This window comes from Rhizobium lentis (assembly GCF_014200175.1).
Classification (GTDB): Bacteria; Pseudomonadota; Alphaproteobacteria; order Rhizobiales; family Rhizobiaceae; genus Rhizobium; species Rhizobium mulingense.
The window spans coordinates 266,480-288,974 of sequence record NZ_JACHBD010000007.1 but is presented as its reverse complement, the minus strand read 5'-3'; the positions used below and the strand labels follow the sequence as shown (position 1 = coordinate 288,974).

General features: G+C 62.1%; 20 protein-coding genes and 1 riboswitch. Of the genes, 4 read left to right on the top strand and 16 right to left on the bottom strand.

Annotation, left to right across the window (positions count from 1 at the left end; translation table 11 throughout):
* Positions 1 to 4: 4 nt before the first annotated feature.
* From GGI60_RS18600 to epmA, 6 genes are all read right to left on the bottom strand, one after another.
* Positions 5 to 967: a DUF1839 family protein gene (locus GGI60_RS18600; protein ID WP_183917577.1), complete on the bottom strand. Its 963-nt coding sequence runs from the start codon at positions 965 to 967 to the stop codon at positions 5 to 7.
* An 8-nt stretch (positions 968 to 975) separates the two neighbouring features.
* On the bottom strand, positions 976 to 1,884 hold the full coding sequence (locus GGI60_RS18595) for an amino acid--[acyl-carrier-protein] ligase (RefSeq protein ID WP_183917575.1): 909 nt from the start codon (positions 1,882 to 1,884) through the stop codon (positions 976 to 978).
* Between the two features lie 5 nt (positions 1,885 to 1,889).
* Entirely contained in the window at positions 1,890 to 3,071 is a 1,182-nt protein-coding gene (locus tag GGI60_RS18590; RefSeq protein ID WP_183917573.1) for an acyl-CoA dehydrogenase family protein, read from the bottom strand.
* A complete protein-coding gene (locus GGI60_RS18585; protein WP_010031713.1) occupies positions 3,071 to 3,322 on the bottom strand; it encodes an acyl carrier protein in 252 nt (83 codons plus the stop codon). The genes GGI60_RS18590 and GGI60_RS18585 overlap by 1 nt, the downstream gene beginning before the upstream one ends.
* Before the next feature lie 262 nt (positions 3,323 to 3,584).
* Positions 3,585 to 4,637: a lysine-2,3-aminomutase-like protein gene (locus GGI60_RS18580; protein WP_183917571.1), complete on the bottom strand. Its 1,053-nt coding sequence runs from the start codon at positions 4,635 to 4,637 to the stop codon at positions 3,585 to 3,587.
* Positions 4,634 to 5,695, bottom strand: a complete 1,062-nt coding sequence (gene epmA / locus GGI60_RS18575; protein ID WP_183917569.1) for an EF-P lysine aminoacylase EpmA — start codon at positions 5,693 to 5,695, stop codon at positions 4,634 to 4,636. Before epmA ends, GGI60_RS18580 begins: the two co-directional genes overlap by 4 nt.
* A 147-nt stretch (positions 5,696 to 5,842) precedes the next feature.
* Here epmA and efp point away from each other — a divergent pair, with 147 nt between their 5' ends.
* Complete coding sequence (gene efp / locus GGI60_RS18570) at positions 5,843 to 6,412, top strand: elongation factor P (RefSeq protein ID WP_183917567.1); 570 nt, start codon at positions 5,843 to 5,845, stop codon at positions 6,410 to 6,412.
* Between the two features lie 59 nt (positions 6,413 to 6,471).
* Here the strand turns inward: efp and GGI60_RS18565 are convergent, their stop codons facing one another.
* The 6 genes from GGI60_RS18565 to metA all read right to left on the bottom strand — a co-directional run bounded on the left by GGI60_RS18565 (position 6,472) and on the right by metA (position 12,365).
* Positions 6,472 to 7,200 (bottom strand): SIS domain-containing protein, encoded by a 729-nt coding sequence (locus tag GGI60_RS18565; protein WP_183917565.1) that lies wholly within the window; start codon positions 7,198 to 7,200, stop codon positions 6,472 to 6,474.
* A gap of 17 nt (positions 7,201 to 7,217) precedes the next feature.
* Positions 7,218 to 8,369: an N-acetylglucosamine-6-phosphate deacetylase gene (nagA, locus tag GGI60_RS18560; protein WP_183917563.1), complete on the bottom strand. Its 1,152-nt coding sequence runs from the start codon at positions 8,367 to 8,369 to the stop codon at positions 7,218 to 7,220.
* Entirely contained in the window at positions 8,369 to 9,400 is a 1,032-nt protein-coding gene (locus GGI60_RS18555) for an SIS domain-containing protein (protein WP_183917561.1), read from the bottom strand. The genes nagA and GGI60_RS18555 overlap by 1 nt, the downstream gene beginning before the upstream one ends.
* On the bottom strand, positions 9,397 to 10,170 hold the full coding sequence (locus tag GGI60_RS18550; protein WP_183917559.1) for a GntR family transcriptional regulator: 774 nt from the start codon (positions 10,168 to 10,170) through the stop codon (positions 9,397 to 9,399). Before GGI60_RS18550 ends, GGI60_RS18555 begins: the two co-directional genes overlap by 4 nt.
* Positions 10,171 to 10,304: 134 nt before the next feature.
* Positions 10,305 to 11,327, bottom strand: a complete 1,023-nt coding sequence (locus GGI60_RS18545; protein ID WP_183917557.1) for an aldose epimerase family protein — start codon at positions 11,325 to 11,327, stop codon at positions 10,305 to 10,307.
* Positions 11,328 to 11,441: 114 nt separating this feature from the next.
* Positions 11,442 to 12,365 (bottom strand): homoserine O-succinyltransferase, encoded by a 924-nt coding sequence (gene metA / locus GGI60_RS18540; protein WP_064683908.1) that lies wholly within the window; start codon positions 12,363 to 12,365, stop codon positions 11,442 to 11,444.
* 48 nt (positions 12,366 to 12,413) lie between these two features.
* A riboswitch (SAM riboswitch) is annotated at positions 12,414 to 12,491 on the bottom strand.
* Between the two features lie 156 nt (positions 12,492 to 12,647).
* On the opposite strand from metA, the gene GGI60_RS18535 reads away from it, so the two are divergent.
* On the top strand, positions 12,648 to 14,552 hold the full coding sequence (locus tag GGI60_RS18535; RefSeq protein ID WP_183917555.1) for an ABC transporter ATP-binding protein/permease: 1,905 nt from the start codon (positions 12,648 to 12,650) through the stop codon (positions 14,550 to 14,552).
* A gap of 10 nt (positions 14,553 to 14,562) precedes the next feature.
* Here GGI60_RS18535 and GGI60_RS18530 read toward each other — a convergent pair whose 3' ends face one another.
* Genes GGI60_RS18530 through GGI60_RS18520 form a run of 3 tightly spaced genes read right to left on the bottom strand, consistent with a single transcriptional unit; the run spans position 14,563 to position 17,623 of the window.
* Positions 14,563 to 16,383 (bottom strand): ABC-F family ATP-binding cassette domain-containing protein, encoded by a 1,821-nt coding sequence (locus GGI60_RS18530; protein ID WP_183917553.1) that lies wholly within the window; start codon positions 16,381 to 16,383, stop codon positions 14,563 to 14,565.
* A 3-nt stretch (positions 16,384 to 16,386) separates the two neighbouring features.
* Positions 16,387 to 17,043, bottom strand: coding sequence for a thiamine diphosphokinase (locus tag GGI60_RS18525; protein WP_183917551.1), 657 nt, complete (start codon positions 17,041 to 17,043; stop codon positions 16,387 to 16,389).
* 55 nt (positions 17,044 to 17,098) lie between these two features.
* Positions 17,099 to 17,623: a MarR family winged helix-turn-helix transcriptional regulator gene (locus GGI60_RS18520; RefSeq protein ID WP_183917549.1), complete on the bottom strand. Its 525-nt coding sequence runs from the start codon at positions 17,621 to 17,623 to the stop codon at positions 17,099 to 17,101.
* 115 nt (positions 17,624 to 17,738) lie between these two features.
* On the opposite strand from GGI60_RS18520, the gene GGI60_RS18515 reads away from it, so the two are divergent.
* Positions 17,739 to 19,277, top strand: a complete 1,539-nt coding sequence (locus tag GGI60_RS18515) for an MDR family MFS transporter (protein ID WP_183917547.1) — start codon at positions 17,739 to 17,741, stop codon at positions 19,275 to 19,277.
* A gap of 387 nt (positions 19,278 to 19,664) precedes the next feature.
* The gene (locus GGI60_RS18510) at positions 19,665 to 21,209 is read left to right on the top strand and encodes a M48 family metalloprotease (protein ID WP_183917544.1); all 1,545 of its coding nucleotides are present in this window, start codon (positions 19,665 to 19,667) and stop codon (positions 21,207 to 21,209) included.
* A gap of 104 nt (positions 21,210 to 21,313) precedes the next feature.
* Here GGI60_RS18510 and GGI60_RS18505 read toward each other — a convergent pair whose 3' ends face one another.
* Positions 21,314 to 22,177, bottom strand: a complete 864-nt coding sequence (locus tag GGI60_RS18505; protein ID WP_018244054.1) for an RNA polymerase factor sigma-32 — start codon at positions 22,175 to 22,177, stop codon at positions 21,314 to 21,316.
* Positions 22,178 to 22,495 lie beyond the last annotated feature (318 nt).

Sequence of the window (22,495 nt, the reverse complement as noted above, 5' to 3'; positions counted from 1 at the left end):
GGCCTCAGATTCGCTCTGCAAGCGATGCCATCATCAAATCCCACGCATCGGCGGCCGGATCAAGAGCTGCCTGCAGCGGCTCGAACTTCCTGCGGACGACGGCGCGGGCAAGCTGGAACTGCACGGATTTCGCTGCGTCGGAAATGCGCCTGGCATGCTCCGCGGCGGTTGCGAATTCATCCGCGGAGAGCCACGCCAGATGATCGGCCGCCAGCTCGAAATTGGCGCCGACCTGGCGAAGCGTATTGAAGGCATATTTATGAAAGAAGCCGAACGGCCGCTCAGCCACCGCTTCCACCTGTTGCGGAAAGACGGCGGCGAAGGCGCGGATCGGGTTCTGTCCTGGTCGCCTGATGAAATGAACCCCGGCGAGCCGACGCGCGGTCGCGCGCAGATGTGCTTCGTCGGCTGGCTTTTCCGGGAACCGCGCAAATTCCGTGTAAGGCAGGTACGGCGGGCCGTTCTCCGTCAGCTGCAGCTGGAACAGCCCGTCGAAATCCTCGCCTTCGAGGCGGAAATAGCCAGCATTATGGAAATAGTCGACACGCTTTGCCGCAACGTCCAGCCGGTTGATCGCAACCGTCGTCTTGCCGTGTTCCTGCCGGTAGGCGGTGCCGCGCGTATCCGGCATGTAGAAGGAATCCATCTCGATCAGGCAGAGGCGGCCCCGCGCGATCTGCACCTCGACATGCCGCTCGACCCGGTCATAGATGGCAAGCTCGGTCGCGTGGATGCCGTAAAGTGTCTCGAGATCCTCGAGCGGTACCTTGAAGAAGGTGAACTGGTCGCCTTCGAAATCCTGCGCCAGGGTGAAACCCAGCATCGCCTCGGGTGCCACCCCTGACGTCGCCAGCACTTCGATCCAGAGATCGACGTAACAGTTGGTTTCCGGCCAGGCGCGCTCGCTGGAATGCAGCGCGTGCTGACAGTAGCTTTCCGGGCTGATCCCCGGGAATACCGATGTCATCGAATAGCTCAGCCCCACAGCGCTTTCCGTACATTGGCCGGCCATGCCTTCACGTCGAACCCGTGATGGTGGAACAGCGCAAGCGCGATGCGCTCGAGCCCGAAGCCGACACACGCCGTGTGCGCAACGCTGCCGTCCTCGAGGTTGAGGCCCCATTTCGCGCCGAAGGCATCCTGATGATAGTTGAAGCTCATGCAGGCGGTCGGATTGGCGGCCGAGGTGATCGGGATCAGCAGTTCGAATTTCAGGTTCTGGTCACGCTGGTTGTTGGCGAGCATCTTGCCGGCGCGGCCGAAGAACGGATCGTTGGCGATGTCGATCGTCACCTCGAGGCCGACGGCCTTCATCATCTCGACGCCGCGGTCCATCCAGCGCTGGCGGAATTCGGTGACGTGCTCTTCGGTACCCATGCAGACATATTCGCGCATGCGGAAGAGCTGCTGGCGGGCCGGATCTTTCGACGGTTCGTGGCGGAAGCAGTAGGATTGGAGGTCGAAGAGGCCGCCCGTCTTCGGCAGATTGCCGCGCTTGGCGATCGTCGGATAGAGCGGATAGCAGGCCGCCGGCGTCAGCACGATGTCGGTCGCCTCCTGCCCCTTGGTCCAGTCCTCACCGACCTCCATGCATTGCAGCAGGCTGACATGATCGAGTTCGCTGCCGCAGAAGCTGTGCACCGTGCCGGCCAGTTGCGGGAAGCTCTTCATGTAGCCGCTCTTTTCGAAGAAGGCGCGGTTCATGCCCGGAGGAAAGCGCATGGCCTCCGCACCGTCGGCGCCGCCGACCTTATCGATGAGGCGCTCGAAGGCAGCGATCACCTCCTCGAACTGGCCGCTGCGGCCATAGAGTCCATCGATGCCCGTGTCGATCAGCAGGCCGGCTTCGAAAAGCCGGTCGAGAAACGAGGTCTGCATATCCATGACTGTTACCCCAGTAGGCTAGTGTCCTGCTTGTGGACAAGAAGCATGCTCGACGTATTGCCGAGGATGCGGTCGTTCGAGATCATGAGTTGTGCGGAATGTGCGTCGCGCAGATGGCGTCCGAGGCTGAAGGGCGTGCCGTTCTTGTAGCCCATGATGCCGCAGATCAGCATGGCATGGTTGACGATCTCCAGGATCGTCTCGGACGAGGCGATCTTGACGTTGTTCATCGCCACGGCAAAGCCCATCGCCGACAGCCTGTCGGGATCGGCTTTTGCATGTTCATAGGCCTTCAGGCCGGCCACCACGTTGGATTTCACCATCTGCAGCAGGTTCGAGACCTCGGCGAGGCGCAGGGCGCCGGGCGGCTGGGAATCGGGGGACTTGCGGGCGGCGGCGCGCACGAAAGCCTGGGCACGGGCGACGGCGTCGACCGCAATCCCGTACCAGACGCCGCTCCACAACAGGTGCGAGGACGCGAGCATGGACTGCGCGGCGATCTCGGCGAAAGGCTTCGGCAGGATTTGATGCGCCGGCGCTTGCCCTTTGAAGAGGAAGCCGTCGGAACAGGTGCCGCGCATGCCGAGCGTGTTCCAGACGTGCGTCTTTTCGAGCGTATACTGGTCCTTGAGGAAGGCCGTCAGCACCTGATCGGAGGAGGCGGCCTGGGCGTGGGCACGCGAGGTGATGAGAATGGCGTCGGCATGGGAGCCGTAGGAAATGACGGTGGCATCCTTTTCGAGGCGGCAGATATCGCCATCGACTTCGACCGCGCAAATACTGTTGCGCAGATTTCCGCCGATCCCGCCTTCGGTGGTGGCGGAGGCGATCAGCAGCTGCTCGGCAGCAATGCTGCGCATGAAGTCGCGATGCCATTCGCTGTCAGCGCCGTGTTCGACAAGGCTCGACAGCTTGATGTGGTGCATGGCGAAGACCATGGCGCTCGCCGCGCAAGCCTGGCCGAGCATCGAGCACAATTCGGCGATCTCAGTGATCGAGGCCGATTCACCGCCGAGATGGTGCGGCACCTGAATGCCGAGCAGCCTCTCGGCCTTCATGGCACCCACGGATTCCCGTGGGAAACGGCCCTCGGCGTCAACAGCATCGGCATGTTTGGCCGCGATTTCGGCGACGCGAGCCACCCTTGCGACAAGACCGTCCTGTATGATCTTGACGGGGAAATTCATCAGGCGACTTTCCGACCGTCCCGGATGAGATCGACGGTTTTAGCGATCGCCGAGATGCTCGCGAAGGATTTGCGGTTCAAGAGATTGTCGGGGAATTCGATGTCGAAGGCTTCTTCAATGCCGAGCATCAGCTGCACCGAAGCGAAGGACGTCAGACCTGCTGCATAAAGGTCGGCATCGTCGGCGATCTGGTCAATCGACGTCGGAAGCTTGCCGAATTTGGCTACGAGGTCGCGGATTGTCGTATTCATCCCATCACTCCAAGATTCTCATGATCCCGAACCGGCGTTCATCGCCTTGTCATGAGCGTCCTTTTAGTGCGGAAAACAGAACATTCCGCTAATTTGTTGGGTTAAATATGGTAGTCACTCACAGTTAGGATTTTAGCGATCGGCCCGGCCGGGCTGAATATAAGAATGTCACATCAATAGTTTAATAGATTTCCGACGGCGAAGCTTGCGGCGCTGTTCGAGGCGACGAGTACAGAAATGACACGCAACGCGCCATTTTGCGTCAACCGGCGGGGGGATAGGAATGCTCGCCGCCGCGATAGTCCGAGACGGAATGACATCCGTCCCCTGTTGTCCGGATAACGCTTTCGCTGATGACGGCCTTGCCGTGACCACCCGGGATATCGAGGATATAGGCCGGCTGGCAAAGCCCGGAAATCCGTCCGCGCAGCGCCGCGACGATCCGCTGCCCCTCGTCGATCGTCAATCTGAAATGGCCGGTGCCGGGCGCGAGATCCGGATGGTGCAGGTAATAGGGTTTGACGCGGATTTCGACGAAGGCCTTCATCAGTTCGGCAAGCACGTCGGGATCGTCATTAACGCCCTTCAGCAGTACCGACTGGCTGATCATGGCGATGCCGGCATCGACCAGGCGGGCGCAAGCCGCGCGCGCTTCGCTTGTCAGTTCCCTCGAATGATTGGCGTGCAGCGCCACATAGACCGTCTTGCCGCTCGCCTTCAGGGCAGCGATCAGCGCCGCGTCGATCTTTTCGGGATCGACCACGGGAACGCGGGTGTGGAAGCGTATGATCTTGACATGCGCGATTGCCGCGAGCGCCTCCATGATGTCGCGGAGCCGGCGCGCGGAAAGCACCAGTGGATCGCCGCCGGTGAGGATGACTTCCCAGATCTCCTGGTGACCGGCTATGTAATCGAAGGCTTTCCGCATCGCCGCCGCATCGAGCGTGCCGAGACCCTGCGGCCCGACCATTTCGCGTCGGAAGCAGAAGCGGCAATAGACCGGGCAGATATGCACGGCTTTGAGCAATACGCGATCGGGATAGCGGTGGACGATGCCTTCGACGGGGCTGTGGGCATGATCGCCGATCGGATCGGCGCGTTCCCCCGGCGCGACCGTCAGTTCGGCCGCGTCGGGCACGAATTGCCGTGCGATCGGATCATCAGGATCGGCCCGATCTATCAGCCTGGTGATAATAGGTGTCAGGGCGATCGCATAACGCGCGGCCACCTCGTCGAGCATTGCGCGATCGGGGGGCGAGGCCAGCCCTGCCTGTAGAAGATCATCGACGCTCTTGATCGGCTTGACGGCGTTCATCGCCCATACTCCGCAACCGGTGCCCAGAGCACCTGATCGATGCGCGAAGCGCCCGTCGCCAGCATCACCAGCCGGTCAAAACCGAGCGCGATGCCGCTTGCCTCGGGCATCGATGACAGCGCCGCCAGGAAATCCTCGTCGATCGGGTAGGTCTCACCATAGACGCGCATCTTCTCGGCCATCTCGATCTCGAACCGCTGCTTCTGTTCGGCGGCGTTGGTGAGCTCGCCGAAGCCGTTGGCGAGCTCGACGCCGCAGGCATAGAGTTCGAAACGCTCGGCAACACGCGGATCGCCGGCTGAAGGGCGGGCAAGGGCCGCCTCCGAGACCGGATATTCGTCGAGGATGGTGATGCGGCCGAAGCCGAGATGCGGCTCGATTTTCTCGACAAGCACCCGGCTGAAGAGATCGGCCCAGCCGTCGTCTTCGGCCATACGCATGCCGGCGCGCCTGAGCTCGGCCGCCAGATGCTCACGATCGGTCGAACCGTCGGCGGCGACCGAGGCGAGAAGATCGATGCCGGCGTGACGCTCGAAGGCTTCGGCGACGCTCACCCGCTCCGGCCCCGCAAAGGGATCGCTCTCACGGCCGCGATAGACAAGCCTGTCAGTCTTCGCCGTCTCGGCCGCAAGCGCCAGAATGCGCACGCAATCCATCATCAGGCTCTCATAGCTTTCGCCCGCCCGATACCATTCGAGCATGGTGAATTCCGGGTGATGCAGCGGCCCGCGCTCGCGATTGCGGTAGACATGGGCAAAGCACGAGATGCGCTGCTCACCGGCTGCGAGCAGCTTCTTGCAGGCGAATTCCGGCGAGGTGTGCAGATAAAACGGCGCTCTTTGCCCGTCCGTCGTCACCGCTTCCGTCGCGAAGGCATGCAGGTGCGCCTCGTTGCCCGGCGAGATTTGCAGCACCGCTGTATCCACCTCGATGAAATCCTCGCGCGCAAAAAAACCGCGCAATGCCGCCTGGATCGCATTGCGCCCGATGAGGAACGGGCGGCGATCGGCATGCACGGACGGGGTCCACCAGGGGGACGCTTTGGCCGCAGAGTTCATTCCAAGCTTTCTTCGCCGGAGAAGCCGGTATGGGGTGGCTATTTCCCGGATTTTAGGTTAGTTGCGCCCCCAAAGAAAAACATTTGCGTCTTCGGGGCGTTTCGACAGTCCTCTACGACGCCGAAAGCCGAGTTACAAGGAAGTCTTATGGTCAAGGTCATCGCCTCTTCGGTCCGCAAGGGCAACGTTCTCGATGTCGACGGCAAGCTCTACGTCGTTCTCACCGCCCAGAACTTTCATCCGGGCAAGGGCACGCCGGTCACCCAGGTCGACATGCGCCGCATCGTCGACGGCGTGAAGGTTTCCGAGCGCTGGCGCACCACCGAACAGGTCGAGCGCGCCTTCGTCGAAGACGTCTCCTTCCAGTATCTCTATGAAGACGGCGAAGGCTTCCACTTCATGAACCCGGCGACCTACGACCAGGTCGTGGTCGACGTCGAAACCATGGGCGACCAGAAAGCCTATCTGCAGGAAGGCATGTCCTGCATCCTGTCGATCCACGAAGGCATTCCGCTGGCGCTGGAACTGCCGCGCCACGTCACGCTCGAAATCACCGAGACCGAGCCGGTCGTCAAGGGCCAGACGGCGTCGTCCTCCTACAAGCCGGCCATGCTGTCGAACGGCGTGCGCACCATGGTGCCGCCGCACATCAATGCCGGCACCCGCGTCGTCATCGCGACCGAAGACAATTCCTACGTCGAGCGCGCAAAGGACTGATCCTGGTTGCATCTCGCGCAAAAGGCCGGCTCAGACCGGCCTTTTTTCTATCCGCGATATCAGAGATGCGGATTGCGCGGCCTGTACTTCTCCACCAGCTTCTGATTGATCTCGGCCGCCCCCGGCATGTTGGCGCTGAGATAGACCGGCGCATCGCCGGATCTGGAAAGCTCCGAGGCGACTTCGGCAAAGATCGCATTGATGACTGTGACCCCGACTGCCGTCGAGACCGGGCCGACCCGAAGTCCTGTGCCTGCGAGGTCGAGAACGGCATCACCCGGCGGCAGCCCGTTGTCGAGCACGATATCGGCGACTTCTGCGAGCCGCCGGCGGCCATTGGCGATCGCTGCGGAATAGGCGATCGAGGTGATGGCGATGACCTTGGCGCCGATTTCATGCGCATAGTCGGCGGCCTCGATCGGCGCGGCGTTCACGCCGGAATTCGAGGCAATGATAATAACGTCGCCCGGCTGCATGCCGTAACGCTCCAGCATCGGCCGCACGAGGCCCTGTGTGCGTTCATAGACCGAGCTGATGACCGCTCCCTCGTGCAGCATGGCCGACCCAACAAGCACCGGCACGGTGAAGGCAAGCCCGCCGGCGCGGTAGTGCACCTCTTCCGCCAGCATGTGCGAATGGCCGGTGCCGAAGACATAAACGCGCTTGTCGCCGCGGGCGGCATCGAGGATGACCGACGCTACCTGCGCCATCGGCTCGGCAAGTACCCGTTTCAGCGTCTCCAGTCGACCGATCAGATTGGAGAAATAGGCATCGGTGATATCAGTCATGCCACGTCTCCTTGATGTCAGGCCGCCTCGCCGGCGAGCCAGGTGGCGGTAACAGTCAGCTCATCGGTAAGATGGACGAGATCGGCGCGCGCGCCCGGCGAGAGATGGCCGCGATCGGCAAGTCTGAGGAAACGCGCGGGATAGAGGGTCGCCATGCGCAAGGCCTCGGCGAGCGTCAGGTCGAGATAAGTGACGCCGTAACGGATCGTCGAGATCATGTCGACGTCGGAACCGGCCAGCGTGCCGTCGGACAGCACCAGCTTCGAGCAGAAGCCGCCTTTTTCGCGCCGGACGGTGCGCCCGTTCAGCGTGAACGAATCCTCTTCCGATCCGACGAGCGACATCGCGTCGGTGACGAAGAACAGCTTGCCTTCGCCGCGTTTGGCGCGCAGCGCCGTGCGCAAAGCCTTCGGATCGACGTGATGGCCGTCGGCAATGATGCCGCACCAGGTCGAGGGATGATCGATCGCCGCGCCGACGAGGCCGGGGGCGCGATGTCCCATCTGGCTCATCGCGTTGAAGAGATGCGTGACGCCGCGCGCCCCGGCATCGAAACGTTCCTCCGCCGCCTCGCTCGAACAATCGGAATGGCCGATGCTGACGGTGACGCCGGCTTCGGCAAGTTCGCGCACCTGGGCAACCGTCACCTGTTCGGCGGCAATAGTGACGAGCAGCGTGCCGATCGCCTCACGCGCCCGGATGAAGGCCTTGACGTCGCGGTCCTCCACCGGCCGCATCAATTCGGCCAGATGCGCGCCTTTGCGCGCCGGCGCCAGATGCGGGCCTTCGAGATGCAAGCCGGCGACGCCGCGGTGCCCTTTGACAGCCTCGATCGCGGCCTCGATCGCGGCGATGGAGGCCTCTGCCGTATCCGTGATCAGCGTCGGCAGCAGTGACGTCGTGCCATAGGGCCGATGCCCCTGTGCGATGATCTCCATCGAGGCGACTGATGGTTCGTCGTTCAGCATCCGTCCGCCGCCGCCGTTGACCTGCGCATCGATGAAGCCGGCCGAAAGCACGCCGCCGGCAAGCGTCACCGTCTCGCCGTCCGGCAGGTCGTTTGTCGCAACGATCGCTTCGACCCGGCCGTCGGCGACGATGAGCGCCTTGTCGTCACGAAAGCGCTCGCCGTCGAAAATACGGGCGCCGATGAAGATCTTGCGGGCCATCAGACCGTCTCCGTCACCTTGAGCAGGTTTGCCGGCTTGTCCGGATCGAAGCCCTTGCGGCGCGTCACCGACTCGATCAGCCGGTAATAGACGAGCAGCGACACCAGCGGATCGACGAGGCCGTTGCCCGTTGTCGGCACGCGCAGATTGATGCCGGAAAGCGGCTGCGTGGAGAAACCGACAGTGGTGGCGCCGAGCTTCTGCAGGCGCTCCAGCGCCTGGCTGTTATTGGCGAAGGCCGCGTCGTCGGGCGCAAAGGCGACGATCGGGAAACCCGGCTGCACAAGGCGCATCGGACCGTGCATCAGTTCCGCCAGCGAGAAAGCTTCTGCATGCAGGCCGGCGGTTTCCTTGGCCTTCAATGCCGCTTCAAGCGCGATCGCGAAAGCCGGGCCACGGCCGCCCGTATAGAGCGAGGTCGCATGGAAGAGCACCTCTTCGGCTGCCGCCGTATCGATCCCGGCGGTTGCCGAAAGCGCCTCCGGCAGCTTGGCGAGCGCTGTCTGCAGGTCGAACGCGCCGCCGATCGCAGCCGTGACGCCGGCAAGAGCGGCAACGGAAGCGATGAAGGACTTCGTTGCCGCAACGCTCTTTTCGGCGCCGGCATTCAGGCCGAGAACGATATCAGCCTGTTTCGCCAGCGGGCTGTCGGTGACGTTGACGACGGCGATCGTCGTCGCCCCGCCTTTCTTGGCCGCCTCCTGCAGCGCCACGATATCGGGGCTTGCACCCGATTGCGAGACGGTGAAATGCACGCCGCCCTTCAGATGGAGCGCGGCGCCGTAAACGGAAGCGATCGACGGACCGACGGACGCAACCGGAACGCCGCAGGTGATCTCGAAAAGATATTTGAAGAAGGTGGCAGCGTGATCCGAGGAACCGCGCGCCGCCGTCGTCACGACGCTCGGGCGGGCGGACGAAAACAGCCGGGCGATCTCGGCAAAGACCGGCTTTTCCTTTTCGAGGAGTGTGGCTACCACCTCCGGCGACTGGCCGGCTTCCTGCAGCATCAGCGACTGGTTCTCACTCATAGGTCATCTCCGATTCTCAATTCGGCAACGAAATCATAGGCATCGCCGCGATAGTGCGAGCGGGTGTATTCAACGACGCGCTGGTCTTCCAGGCGCGAGACGCGCTCGATCAGAAGCGCCGGCGCGCCTGATTTGACATTCAGGATGGCGGCCGAGGACGGGTCGAGCGTGACCGCGGTCAGCCGCTGCAGCGCCCGCACCGGCCTGTGGCCGTTGGCCGCCAGCGCATCGTAAAGCGATCCTTCGCCGCCGGCATCGTCGCCCAGGAACTTGATCGGCACCACCGCGCGCTCGATCGCCAGCGGCAGGCCGTCGGCAAGACGCAAGCGGTCGAGCCGCAGAACCGGCTCGTCGCCACCGAGGCCGAGCAGGAAGGATTCCTCCGGCGACGGCGTGTTGACCGACCGCGACAAGATCCGTGCGGCCGGCAGCCGCCCGCGCGAGCGCATGTCGGCGGAGAAGGAGGACAGCCGCCAGAGCGACTGTTCCATGCGCTCCACTCTGCTCGATACGAAAGTACCGCTTCCGTGCCGCGATTCCAGTACGCCCGACGCCATCAGATCGCGATAGGCGGTGCGCACGGTGACGCGGCCGAGCTTCAAGGCCTCGGCAAGGTCGCGCTCGCCCGGAAGCGCTGTGCCAGGCTTCAGCAGGCCTTCCTGCACAAGGCCGGTCAGGGCCAGCGCCAGCCGCTTGTAGAGCGGGCCGGTCAGGCCCGCGTCACGCAGACCGCGGCTATTCAGTTCCGCTATCAGACTGGTTCTATCCATGGGATGGCAATAGAACCTATTTAGAACCAATCGGCAAGACGCAATCGGATGCCGATAGAAAAAACCCTCCCCGGCGCGTGTCCGGAGAGGGTTTCATAGCGCTCAAATTTGACACGTGTTCGTCCGGCCGACGCTCAGCTCTTGGTAAAAATATAATCCGTCTCCTGACGCAGCACTTCGCCGGGGCGCAGCACCGCATTCGGGAAACCTTGGTGATTGATGGCATCCGGCCAGACCTGCGTTTCAAGGCAGAAACCTGCGAAGGGTCCGTATTTGCGCCCACCGAGGCCGGGCGCCCCGGTATTCAGCTTGAAACCGGCATAGAACTGCACGCCCGGCTCGGTGCTACGCACCTCAAGCGACACACCGGAATAAAGGCTGCGGGCGAGCGCGACGCTGCGCTTGGCGGTGCGTTCGGCTGACAGGCAGAAATTATGGTCGTACAGCACCTGCTCGCTGCCGACGAAACGCTTCATCGGCGTCATTTCGCGCAGGTCGAATTCCGTGCCGGCGACGGAACGAATCTCGCCGGTCGGCACCTGCCTCTCGTCGGTCGGCAGATAGTGGTCGGCGGCGATCATGATGTCGTGGCCGAGCGCATCCTCGCGGCCGTCGAGATTGAAATAGGCGTGCTGGCAGACATTGGCGAGCGTCGGCTGATCGCTGGTCGATTCGTAGGTCACCGACAGTTCGCCGTTGTCGCGCACCCAGAAGGTTGCCTGGATAGTGCAATTGCCAGGATAGCCGGCGCGGCCATCCGGATCGACGATCTTCAGCACCACGCGGTCGACGGCATGTTCGACGATCGTCCAGTTGCGTTTGGCGATATTGTCGCTGCCGCCATGCAGATGCGTGACGCCGTTTTCGTTCGGCTCGAGCTGATAGTCCTTGCCGTCGAGCGTGAATTTACCGCCGCCGATGCGATTGGCGCAGCGGCCTGGCGTCGCGCCGAAATAGGCGGAATAGAGCGGATAGCTGTCGAAATCCTCAAAGCCGAGCGAGAGCGGCGCATCATGTCCCTCAAGGCGCAGATCCTGGATGACCGCGCCCCAGCTGATGATCTTGGCTGTCAACCCGCCGCCCTTGATGACGACACGATAGACGGTTTCGCCCGCCTTCGTCTGCCCGAAAACTTCCCGCTCCAACTTCTCCGACATGATCGACATCCGTTCCGTTCTATCCTTGGGGTTCAGGATCGGAACCTGCCCGCATTTGCTTCAATCCGCAACCTGTCGGATCAGAAAGAAATGCCGCGGCATCCGCTCATCCGCTCAGAGATCCATGCCGATCTCTTCGACATCATAGGGCGTCGTCTGGTAAATTTCGTTGATCCAGTTGCCGAACAGGAGATGTGCGTGGCTGCGCCAGCGGTTCTGCGGCGCAAGCGCCGGATCGTTATGCGGGAAGTAATTGTGCGGCATCTTGATCGGCACGCCGGCGTCGACATCACGGAAATACTCGTCCGAGAGCGAGGTGGAATCATATTCGACATGATTGAACATGTAGAGCCGCCGGCCCCTTTTCTCATGCACGAGGCAGACGCCCATCTCGCTCGATTCCATCAGAATTTCCAGGCTTTCGGATTTCTCGATATCAGCGCGCCGGACCTCCGTCCAGCGCGACACCGGCACCTCGAAATTATCGGAAAAGCCGTTGAGATAGATCGAGGAAGGCTTCAGGTTCCGGTGGCGGTAGACGCCGAAGGCCTTCTCCTTCAGCTCGTATTTCGGAACGCCGTGGAAATGATAGATCGCCGCCATCGCGCCCCAGCAGACGTTCATCGTCGAATGGACGTTGGTTTCGGTCCAGTCGAGAATCTCCTGCATCTCTTTCCAATAGGTGACGTCTTCATAGGGCAGGAGTTCGATCGGTGCGCCGGTGATGATGAAGCCGTCGAATTTGCGCTGCTTTACCTCTTCCCAGGTCTGGTAGAAGGCGAGCAGGTGATCTTCGGAGGTGTTCTTCGCCTTGTGCCCGCCGATGCGAATGAGCGACAGCTCCACCTGCAGCGGCGAGGCGCCGACCAGGCGGGCCATCTGCAATTCGGTCTTGATCTTGTTCGGCATGAGATTGAGCAGCCCGATCTGCAACGGGCGGATATCCTGTCGGATCGCCATTGTCTCGGTCATTACCCGTACACCCTCCTGGACGAGGGTTTCGAAAGCGGGCAGCGTATCGGGGATCTTGATGGGCATTGCGGTCACTCGATCAAAAATAAAAACCGGCGGCGACAAAAAATCGCTACCGGTCCGCACGCGGCCCTTTAGCGAATTTTTTAACGTGGCTGCAAGCCGGCCGGCCAAATCACCACGGAATGCCTTAATTAGTCCCAGTCGCGCGACGAATCAACTGCCGAATGCATACAGCGGCGACTCAGGCAAGCCTCATCACAGTTTAATGACTGATAGAATCTGTTGATAGACCGGTGACGCCACCATGTTAATAATGACAGTATGGGGCGGTGTTGGAAAAGCGTGATGGCAGATAAGACCAAGGGGAGGCCGGGTATTCGGAGGCAGGATGGAGTAGGTTATGATTTCAGCCTGGCATATCGCCTCGGGGTGATGTTCTCCGCATTCTGGAATTCTGAAGTGCGTGGCAAGGTGCTGTTTCTGGCGACCGTGCTGATCCTCGTTATCCTGGCGACGTCCTACGGCCAGGTCATCCTCAATGAGTGGAATGCCCCGTTCTACGACTCGCTGGAGCGCCGCGACCTCGGCGAATTTTTCCACCAGCTCGAAATCTTCGCGATGATCGCCGGCACGCTGCTGCTCCTCAACGTGCTGCAGGCCTGGCTGAACCAAATGACCGCGCTCTATATGCGCGAGGGCCTGTCGCGCGATCTCGTCGACCAGTGGCTGAAGCGCAAGCGGGCGCTGCGGCTCGCCTCCAGCGGCCTGATCGGCGTCAATCCGGATCAGCGGCTGCACGAGGATTCCCGCAATCTCGCCGAAAGCACGACGGGGCTTGTTCTCGGCCTGCTCCAATCGACCATTCTTCTGGTCAGCTTCATCGGCGTGCTCTGGCAACTTTCCAGTGGCTTCATCTTCCATATCAGCGGCCACAGCTTCTCCATTCCGGGCTACATGGTCTGGGCCGCAATCTTTTACGCCGCCTCCGCCTCGGTGCTGAGCCAGGTGGTCGGCCGCAAACTGGTGAAGCTCAATGCCGACCGCTTCTCGAAAGAGGCCGAGCTTCGCTTCACGCTGATGCATGCCAATGAAAACATGCCGGCGATCACCGTCGCCCGCGGCGAGGAGAACGAGCGCCGGCGCATCAACACCGACATCAGCTCGGTGCTGCGGGTCGTCAAGCGCCTCGCCATGGCCAATACCAACCTCACCTGGGTATCGGCCGGCTACGGCTGGCTGGTGATCGTCATTCCGATCATCGTTGCCGCACCTGCCTATTTCTCCGGCGGCCTGACCCTCGGCCAGCTGATGATGTCGGTCGGTGCCTTCAACCAGGTCAATACCGCGCTGCGGTGGTATGTCGCCAATTTCGGTCCCATCGCCGAATGGCGCGCCACGCTGATGCGCGTCACCGATTTCCGCCAGGCGCTGCTCGACATGGACGCGGACTACGACCTGAAGGACAGCATCGCTTACGAAAACACCGCACCCGACACACTGACGCTGAAGGATGTGGTGATCAACGCCAAGATCGGCGAAGATATAGACGAATGCGGCGGTTTCCGTCTGCGCGAAACCGATGTCGTGATCAAGGCCGGCGAGAAAGTCATGATCAACGGTGATCACAGCGTCAACCGCAAGCTGCTGTTTCAGGCCATGGCCGGCCTCTGGCCATGCGGCAGCGGTACGATGGGTCTGCCGCCAGTCGACGATATCCTGTTCGTGCCGCAGGTCGCCTATGTGCCGGGCGGCACGCTACGCGAGGCGCTGGCTTTCCCCGAAAGCCCCAATGCTTACGAGAAGGCCGCCGTCGAGGCCGCCCTCGACAAGGCCGGCCTGCATTCGCTGATCACAAGGCTCGATACCCGCGCCCGCTGGGACAAGCTGCTCGACAGCGACGAACAGAAGGCGATCGGCTTCGCCCGTCTGCTGCTCGTACGCCCGCGCTGGATCGTCTTCGACGAAGTGCTGGAAGGCATGGAGCCGGAGTGGCAGGCAACGATGGCAAAGCTGCTGACCGCCATGCCCGAAACCGGCATGATCTATATCGGCCGCTCCGAAGCCTATCTCGAGGCGCTGCAGCCGCGCGTCCTGCATCTGCAGGCGCTGCCTTCAAAATCCGAAGGTCCGCAGCCGCAGGTCGCTCAGACGGGCGCCAGCGCCAGTGCGGGCGCCGCTGCCGTCCCCGCTCCCAGCGCCTTGGGTCGCCCTCGCCGGACCACTGGTTACATGGATAAAGCGAGCGGCTGAGTTGTGAAACTCAGCCCTCCAGCTCTTCCCGCAGCATTTCGAGCTCCAGCCACTCCTCTTCCATGGCGGTCAGACCGGCGCGCAGTTTCTCCATCTCGGCTGCAAGCCGGTTAAAGGCTGCCGGATCACGCGTGAAGAAATTGGGATCTGCCATCACCTGTTCGCGCTTGGCGATCTCGGCTTCGGCTTTGGCCATCTCCTTCGGCAGGTTTTCCAGCGCGAATTTCTGCTTGAAGGAGAGCTTGCCCCTTGCGCTTCCCGCGGCAGCTGCCGTCTCCTGGGTTTTCGGCCTCTCCGCCGCCTTCTCAGCCCTTTTGCGCTCCTCGAGCGCGCCCTTTCGCTGGGCGAGCATATCCGAATAGCCGCCGGCATATTCGATCCAGCGGCCATCAGGCGCATCCGGCACTGCAGGGGCGATCGTCGAGGTCACGGTGCGGTCGAGGAAATCGCGGTCGTGGCTGACGAGAATGACGGTGCCGGGAAAGCCGGCGACCATTTCCTGCAAGAGGTCGAGTGTTTCGATATCGAGATCGTTGGTCGGCTCGTCGAGGATCAGAAGATTCGCCGGGCGCGAAAGAATGCGGGCCAGCATCAGTCGGGCGCGCTCGCCGCCGGAGAGGCTCCTGATCGGCGTCCGCGCCTGTTCCGGCTGAAACAGGAACTCCTTCATGTAACCAGTGACATGCCGCTGCTCGCCGTTGACGATCAGGTTTTCGCCGCGCCCGTCCGTCAGGTAGTTTGCAAGCGTATCCTCGGGATCGAGATCCTCGCGCTTCTGGTCGAGCGTCGCGACCTCCAGATTGGTGCCGAGCTTTATCGTGCCGCTATCCGGAGAAAGCTGCCCGGTCAGCATTTTCAACAATGTCGTCTTGCCGGCGCCGTTCGGGCCGACCAAGCCAATGCAATCGCCGCGATGCACGCGGATGGAGAAGGGCGTGACGATGGCGCGCTCGCCGAAACTCTTGGTGATCTTATCGGCCTCGATCACCAGCTTGCCGGATTCCTGCGCGTCTGAAAGAGTCGCCTGCACCGTGCCCTGCGGTCCCTTATGGCCGCGATACTGCGAACGCATCGTCTGCAGCTCGCCGAGCCGGCGCATATTGCGCTTGCGCCGCGCCGTGACGCCGTAGCGCAGCCAGTGCTCCTCGCGCTCAATCGCTTTGCCGAGCTTGTGCTGCTCCAACTCCTCGGCCTCCAGAACCTGGTCACGCCACGCTTCGAAATGCGCAAACCCCCTGTCGAGCCGGCGCGAGGTGCCGCGGTCGAGCCAGACGGTCGCGGTCGAAACCTTTTCCAGGAAACGCCGGTCGTGCGAGATCAGCACCAGGGCGCTGCGGCTCTTCTGCAACTCGCCTTCCAGCCATTCGATCGTCGGCAGATCGAGATGGTTGGTCGGCTCGTCGAGCAGGAGAATGTCAGGTTCCGGCGCCAGCACCCGCGCTAGGGCGGCACGCCGTGATTCACCGCCGGAAAGATTGCTCGGATTTTCTTCGCCGGTCAGCCCGAGATGCGACAGCAGATAGGTGACGCGATAAGGGTCGTCACCCGGCCCGAGCCCGGCTTCCGCATAAGCCTGCACCGTGCTGAAGCCTGCAAAATCCGGCGACTGTTCGAGATAACGCACCGTCGAAGAGGGATGGCGGAAGACCTCGCCCGACTGCGCCTCCACCAGGCCGGCGGCAATCTTCAGCAGCGTGGATTTTCCCGAGCCGTTGCGGCCGACGAGACAGATCTTGTCGCCGGGTTCGATCTGCAGCGAAGCACCCGCCAGAAGCGGCGCGCCGCCGAAGCTCAAAAAGATGTCGTCGAGTTTCAGAATGGGAGGGGCCAAAAATCAGACTCCGGAAAGATCGTAAGGTCGGGCAAGCACGATCGCCCGGCCGCTGCCGAGCGAAAAACGAACCTTGCCTTTCGCCACGTTGGAAATGGTGCGCGACGAGCCGAAAGGCAGATCGTAATCCGTGAGCGGATAACGCGCATTCTCAATCGAAAGGCCGGTCAGCGGGCTGAATCCGGGCACTGAAAACAGGCTGCCTGCGGGGAGATCGAGTTCGATCATGCCGGCAATCAACGGCACCGCCTCCTCCTTGCCCGAGGTCAGCAGCACATCGAAACCCTCTTCCGCCAGGCTGACGGCCGACAACAGATGCTGGAGCGCATGGTCGGAGCGTTCGCCGCCGAGCGCGCCGGCGAGGATCAGCCGCCGCGCACCGCGGGCGATCGCTTCCGATACGGCGATTTCGCCGTCCGTCGCTGCTTTTGCCGCCGGGTAAGGCTGTCTCGGCACATTGGGAAACGCCCCGTCGAGATCGGCCGGAGTCGAATCGAAATCGCCGACCCAGAGCTCCGGCGTCACGCTGAGTGCCGCCGCATGCCGCATGCCGCCATCGGCTGCGATGAAGCGGCTGCCGCCGATCGCACGGCGAAGGCGCTCCGTCAGGCTGAGTTCGCCGCCGAGCAGAATGGTGAAGGTCGATTGGCTCATGGGCATTGCCCTTAGCGCAAACGGGGGGTCGAGGGGAAGGGCCGAAGGATCGGGGATCACCTCAACCCGGCGTATCCTTGTCACGCGACAGGAAGATCGCCTCGTAACCGCCGATAAAACGATCGAACAGCGTTGCGAAACGTTCGACATCCTCTTCAGGCCAATCGGAGACGATCTGAGAGATGATTGCGAATTTCTGCGCGCGGATCTCTGCAAGCAGGGCCTCACCCGCCGCCGTCATGACGACGACGATCCGCCGCGCATCGGCTTGCGATGCCTCGCGGCGCAGCACGTTGCGTCCGACCATGTCGGCGACCACCCTACTTGCCCGTGAGGGATCGATGCGCAGCATCTCCGCGATCAGGCCGACCGTGACCTCGCCGGCAGGCTGCGCCCTGCGCACGGCATCGAGCACATCGAGATGCGAAAGCTCGAGGCCCGGTGCGGCGCTTTGGATGGCCAACCGGCCGATCAGCCGCCGTCCTGTCAGCAGCCGCATGCGCGCCATGCTCCGGCCGATGAGGGGCACGTTGTCGTCCGGCTCGGCCGGGCTGTTGGACAGGATGCTGGTCAGAGTTTCATTCATCACGACACCATAACAGAGCGGAAGCGGAAACTGAATATGCCCGCGTCAATAATGTGCTATTGACAACTATATGCTAACAGCACATAAAAAGCCGACCAATCGGAACGAAGCATCCATGGACATGCAACTCGCGCCTGCGCCGCTGGTGACGGATCCTCGTCGCCGGCTTATCCTCTTCTTCTTCCTGATGACCGCCATGTTCATGGCGACGCTGGATAATCAGATAGTTTCCACGGCGCTGCCGACGATCGTCGGCGAATTCGGCCATCTCGAACGTTTCGGCTGGATCGGATCGGCCTATCTTCTGGCTCTCAGCGCCGTCATGCCGCTTTACGGCAAGCTCGGCGATCTCTTCGGCCGCAAATACGTGATGATGACGGCGATCGCAATCTTCACCGTCGGCTCTGCGGTCTGCGGCCTCGCTGTCTCGATGGATACGCTAATAGCCGCCCGCGTGCTACAAGGCCTCGGCGGCGGCGGCATCATGGTATCGATCTTTGCCGTCAACGCCGATCTGTTCGAGCCACGCGAGCGGGCGCGCTATCAGAGCTATTCCAGCCTGGTGCTGATGGCGTCGGGCGCGGTCGGGCCAGTGCTCGGCGGTACGATGAGTGACCTCTTCGGCTGGCGCTCGATCTTCCTCGTCAACGTGCCGATCGGCTTCATCGCGCTGACCGGCCTTGCCTTCATGCTACCTTACCGCAAACCGCATCGCCGCCCCAAGATCGACTATGCCGGTGCGCTGCTGCTTGCGTTGACGACGACGAGCATCGTGCTCGCCACCGATAGCAGCGAACTGTTCGGCGCATTGATCTCGCCTGAGAGCATTGGCGTCGTCGCCTTCGGCATCGTTTGCGCCGTCGCCTGGGTTTTCGTCGAACGCCGCGCATTGGAGCCGATCCTGCCGCTGCAGCTCTTCCGCAATTCGACCTTCAGCCTGCTGCTGATCATCTCGATCATGGGCGGCGCCATTGCCATCGGCATGGTCAATTACTTCGCTCTCTTCCTGCAGACGACGACGGGTCTTTCGCCATCCGCCGCCGGCCTTCTGTTCATCCTTCTCACGGGCGGTCTCGTGTGCGGATCGCTATCGGCAGGCCGCATCATTTCCAGAACGGGGCGCTACAAACCCTTCGCCGTCGCCAGTTTCACCTGTAGCGCCGTCGCCTTCGCGCTGATGTCGCAGATCCAGGCCGGAACGCCAATCGTCTTCATCGGGGCGATTATGCTGCTGCACGGAATCGGGATCGGCCTTGCCCAGCAGGTTCCCGTTATCGGCGTGCAGAATGCTGCGCCGGCCCGCGACGTCGGCGCCGCGACCGGCTCGGTGACGCTCTCGCGCATGGGCGGCGCTTCGATCGCCATTTCCATCTACGGCGCCATCATCGCCTCTGGTCTCGGCAAGGCCGGCATTCCCATTGCCGGGGTTGCCGATATCGAACAGCTGACGCCGAAGATGATGGCCGCGCTTCCCGAAGCCAGCCGCCAGGCCGTCGCGGATCTCTATGCCGCCGCCTTCTCGCCGCTGTTCGTGACCTCCTGCGCCATTGCCCTGATCGGCCTTGCCGCCGCTGTGATGGTGAAGCCCGTGCAGCTGCCGCGCGCCGGCGAGACGAAGCAACTGCAACCGGCAAGGGCGGAAGCGGCGGAATAGCCCGATGGCAAAATCGGAACGCTTCACATCAGGTGTCCCGTCCTGAGAATCACGATCAGGAGTTGTTGTTTTCGTGCGCTGTTTCTGTTTCTGCGGCGATTGCCTCAATCACTCCGTTCTTTTTCCGTGGCGCCGACAAATCAGCGCCGCGTGACGGAACTTTCGCCATAATTTCATCCGAGCGAAGGGAGACCTCAAGGCTGAGGCATTGCCAAAATGCAACGGCGCCACAATTAAACAGAGTCTCGCTATGCAACCGATGCGTAAATCAGCTACAGCAATGACTTGTATCGGCCTATTGTGCAGCGCGAGATCAGGGGTGCACACCTGTTGAGTTCCCCTTGCCAAGGCCGGTCCCGATTTGCGGCAAACCGGCAAAGCAGCGAGATGATGCGGAGAACCAGACTGGACAGCTTGACGACGTGGAAATCACCCGCGCTTTCCAGTGATGCCATCTCCGCGCCGCGCCGTTTCGCGCGTCAGCTGATGTTGCTGTCAGCCATCGCAATGGCGCTGAACGGGTGTCAATCGCTGATAGAACAATCCTATCAGCCGAGCATCTCGCCGTCTTCCAATCCGCAGATCGTTGACGAGGTGCAGAAGAACGACCCGCGTGCAGCGATGGGCGCGCGGGAACATCCGCGCATCGTGGCAAGCTACGGCGGCGAATATAAGGATGCCAAGACCGAGCGTCTCGTCGCCCGCATCGCCGGCGCGCTCACGGCGGTGTCGGAAAATCCGAGCCAGTCCTACCGCATCACCATCTTGAACTCGCCGGCTATCAACGCCTTCGCGCTGCCGGGCGGTTATCTCTACGTTACGCGCGGCCTGCTCGCCCTTGCCAATGACGCCTCGGAGGTCGCCGCCGTGCTGTCGCATGAGATGGGCCATGTGACGGCGAACCACGGCATCGAGCGGCAGAAGCGCGAAGAGGCGGAGGTCATCGCCAGCCGCGTCGTCGCCGAGGTCCTTTCCAGCGATATCGCCGGCAAACAGGCGTTGGCCCGCGGCAAGCTGCGGCTGGCCGCCTTCTCCCGCCAGCAGGAGCTGCAGGCCGATGTCATCGGCGTGCGCATGCTTGGCGAAGCCGGTTACGATCCCTATGCGGCCGCCCGCTTCCTCGATTCCATGGCGGCCTACAGCCGCTTCATGTCGGTCGATCCGGAAGCCGACCAGAGCCTCGACTTCCTGTCGAGCCACCCGAATTCCGCCCAGCGCATCGAGCTTGCCCGCACCCATGCGCGGGCCTTCGGCCAGGAAGGTTCGGTCGGCGACAAGGGCCGCGATTATTATCTCGACGGCATAGACGGCCTGCTCTACGGCGACAGCCCGGAAGAAGGCTATGTGCGCGGTCAGACCTTCCTGCACGGCGGTCTCGGCATCCGCTTCGACGTGCCGCCGGACTTTCACATCGATAACAAGGTCGAGGCGGTGATGGCCACCGGCCCGAGCGACATCGCCGTCCGTTTCGATGGCGTCGCCGACAACCAGAACCAGAGCCTTACCAACTATATCTCCAGCGGCTGGGTGACCGGTCTCGATCCGTCGACCATCCAGCAGATCACCGTCAATGGCATGGAAGCTGCCACCGCACGCGCCAGCGCCGATCGCTGGGATTTCGATGTCACCGTGATCCGCAACAATGCGCAGATCTTCCGTTTCCTCACCGCGGTGCCGAAAGGCAGCGAGGCCCTGGAGCCGACGGCCAATGTTCTGCGGGCGAGTTTCCGGCGCATGACGCCGGCGGAAGCGGCCTCGCTGAAGCCGATGCGCATCCGTGTCGTCACGGTGCGGCCGGGCGAGAACATCTCGACGCTTGCCGCCCGGATGATGGGCACCGACCGCAAGCTCGATCTCTTCAAACTCATCAACGCCCTGCCCATGGGCGCGGCCGTTTCACCCGGCGATCGCGTCAAGATCATTGCCGAGTAAAAAAAGCCCGGCTTGCGCCGGGCCAGTCTGTGCTGCTGGAGGGGAACGAGGTTTACGGCGCGCGTCTTTTCAAACGCGCAAAGGATGCTGTAAGCACTCTCGGGCTACGCGTAGGCCGCCATATGCGGGTCGGCGCTGACCAGCGCACTGCGAAGCTTTTCCATCGCCCGGCTTTCGATCTGCCGCACACGCTCTTTGGAAATGCCGAGATCGGCGCCGAGTTCTTCGAGCGTAGCGCCATCTTCGGCAAGTCGCCGGGCGCTGATGATCTTCATCTCGCGTTCGTTGAGATGTTTCAGCGCCGAGGCGAGCCAGACGCGGCGGCGCTCGCCGTCAATCATGTTGGAAACCTGTTCGTCCGGCAACGGATCGTCGCTGACGAGAAAATCCATCTTCTCCGCACTCTCGGCATCGCCGGAGACCGAGGGCGCCTGCAGCGAAGCGTCGTTGCCGGAAAGTCTGGCATCCATGGTCTGAACGTCGGCAAGGCTGACGCCGAGGGCGGCGGCGATTTCCTGATGAATCGATTGCAGCGTCAGTTGCGTGTCGCCCTTGGCGAGCTTGGCGCGCAGGCGACGCAGATTGAAGAACAGCGCCTTCTGCGCCGAACTCGTGCCACCGCGCACGATCGACCAGTTGCGCAGGATATAGTCCTGGATCGACGCCCTGATCCACCAGCTGGCATAGGTCGAAAAGCGCACATCACGTTCCGGTTCGAAACGCGCGGCCGCTTCCAGCAGTCCGACATAGCCCTCCTGCACGAGGTCGCTCATCGGCAGGCCGAAATTGCGGAACTTGCCGGCCATGGAGATCACCAGGCGCATATGCGCCATGGCGATTTGGTTGCGCGCACCGCGATCGTCGTGATCTTTCCAGCGTGTGGCGAGATCGTGCTCTTCCTGACGGGCGAGATAGGGGGCGGCCATCGCGATTTTGATCATGCGCCGATCTGCAGACATGTTCTTCATTTCGATCTCCCGAAACAGGCCTTCGCCCTCAAAATGAACAATAAAACTCACGTTCCGGAACATCGCTGTCCGGACTGAATGGGGTTCTGAATGCAAAAGGCCTCACCCCTGGACTTTTCAGGGAGAAGCCCTAATTCTCATCATGTGCCGCTGAGACGGCTGGGCCGGACCTGTTTCTTCCCGTTGCCGGATGGGCAATATTGAAAAAGCATGATCCGCTCCTCATCGAACATGACGGAATAGCAGTTCGCCCGACGAGCATCGCCCGACGAGCAGTCCGCAATTACGTGTGATAAACGCGGCAGTCGCGAAAAAGTT

What these genes read in the sequence shown, in the direction of transcription:
- GGI60_RS18520 (WP_183917549.1), bottom strand. Translation starts at nt 17,623, where the DNA reads ATGAATGAAACTCTGACCAGCATCCTGTCCAACAGCCCGGCCGAGCCG.
- GGI60_RS18515 (WP_183917547.1), top strand. Translation starts at nt 17,739, where the DNA reads ATGGACATGCAACTCGCGCCTGCGCCGCTGGTGACGGATCCTCGTCGC.
- GGI60_RS18535 (WP_183917555.1), top strand. Translation starts at nt 12,648, where the DNA reads ATGGCAGATAAGACCAAGGGGAGGCCGGGTATTCGGAGGCAGGATGGA.
- GGI60_RS18580 (WP_183917571.1), bottom strand. Translation starts at nt 4,637, where the DNA reads ATGAACGCCGTCAAGCCGATCAAGAGCGTCGATGATCTTCTACAGGCA.
- GGI60_RS18600 (WP_183917577.1), bottom strand. Translation starts at nt 967, where the DNA reads ATGACATCGGTATTCCCGGGGATCAGCCCGGAAAGCTACTGTCAGCAC.
- GGI60_RS18505 (WP_018244054.1), bottom strand. Translation starts at nt 22,177, where the DNA reads ATGAAGAACATGTCTGCAGATCGGCGCATGATCAAAATCGCGATGGCC.
- GGI60_RS18550 (WP_183917559.1), bottom strand. Translation starts at nt 10,170, where the DNA reads ATGGATAGAACCAGTCTGATAGCGGAACTGAATAGCCGCGGTCTGCGT.
- GGI60_RS18545 (WP_183917557.1), bottom strand. Translation starts at nt 11,327, where the DNA reads ATGTCGGAGAAGTTGGAGCGGGAAGTTTTCGGGCAGACGAAGGCGGGC.
- GGI60_RS18585 (WP_010031713.1), bottom strand. Translation starts at nt 3,322, where the DNA reads ATGAATACGACAATCCGCGACCTCGTAGCCAAATTCGGCAAGCTTCCG.
- GGI60_RS18525 (WP_183917551.1), bottom strand. Translation starts at nt 17,043, where the DNA reads ATGCCCATGAGCCAATCGACCTTCACCATTCTGCTCGGCGGCGAACTC.
- epmA (WP_183917569.1), bottom strand. Translation starts at nt 5,695, where the DNA reads ATGAACTCTGCGGCCAAAGCGTCCCCCTGGTGGACCCCGTCCGTGCAT.
- GGI60_RS18555 (WP_183917561.1), bottom strand. Translation starts at nt 9,400, where the DNA reads ATGAGTGAGAACCAGTCGCTGATGCTGCAGGAAGCCGGCCAGTCGCCG.
- metA (WP_064683908.1), bottom strand. Translation starts at nt 12,365, where the DNA reads ATGCCCATCAAGATCCCCGATACGCTGCCCGCTTTCGAAACCCTCGTC.
- GGI60_RS18590 (WP_183917573.1), bottom strand. Translation starts at nt 3,071, where the DNA reads ATGAATTTCCCCGTCAAGATCATACAGGACGGTCTTGTCGCAAGGGTG.
- GGI60_RS18595 (WP_183917575.1), bottom strand. Translation starts at nt 1,884, where the DNA reads ATGGATATGCAGACCTCGTTTCTCGACCGGCTTTTCGAAGCCGGCCTG.
- nagA (WP_183917563.1), bottom strand. Translation starts at nt 8,369, where the DNA reads ATGGCCCGCAAGATCTTCATCGGCGCCCGTATTTTCGACGGCGAGCGC.
- GGI60_RS18510 (WP_183917544.1), top strand. Translation starts at nt 19,665, where the DNA reads ATGATGCGGAGAACCAGACTGGACAGCTTGACGACGTGGAAATCACCC.
- efp (WP_183917567.1), top strand. Translation starts at nt 5,843, where the DNA reads ATGGTCAAGGTCATCGCCTCTTCGGTCCGCAAGGGCAACGTTCTCGAT.
- GGI60_RS18565 (WP_183917565.1), bottom strand. Translation starts at nt 7,200, where the DNA reads ATGACTGATATCACCGATGCCTATTTCTCCAATCTGATCGGTCGACTG.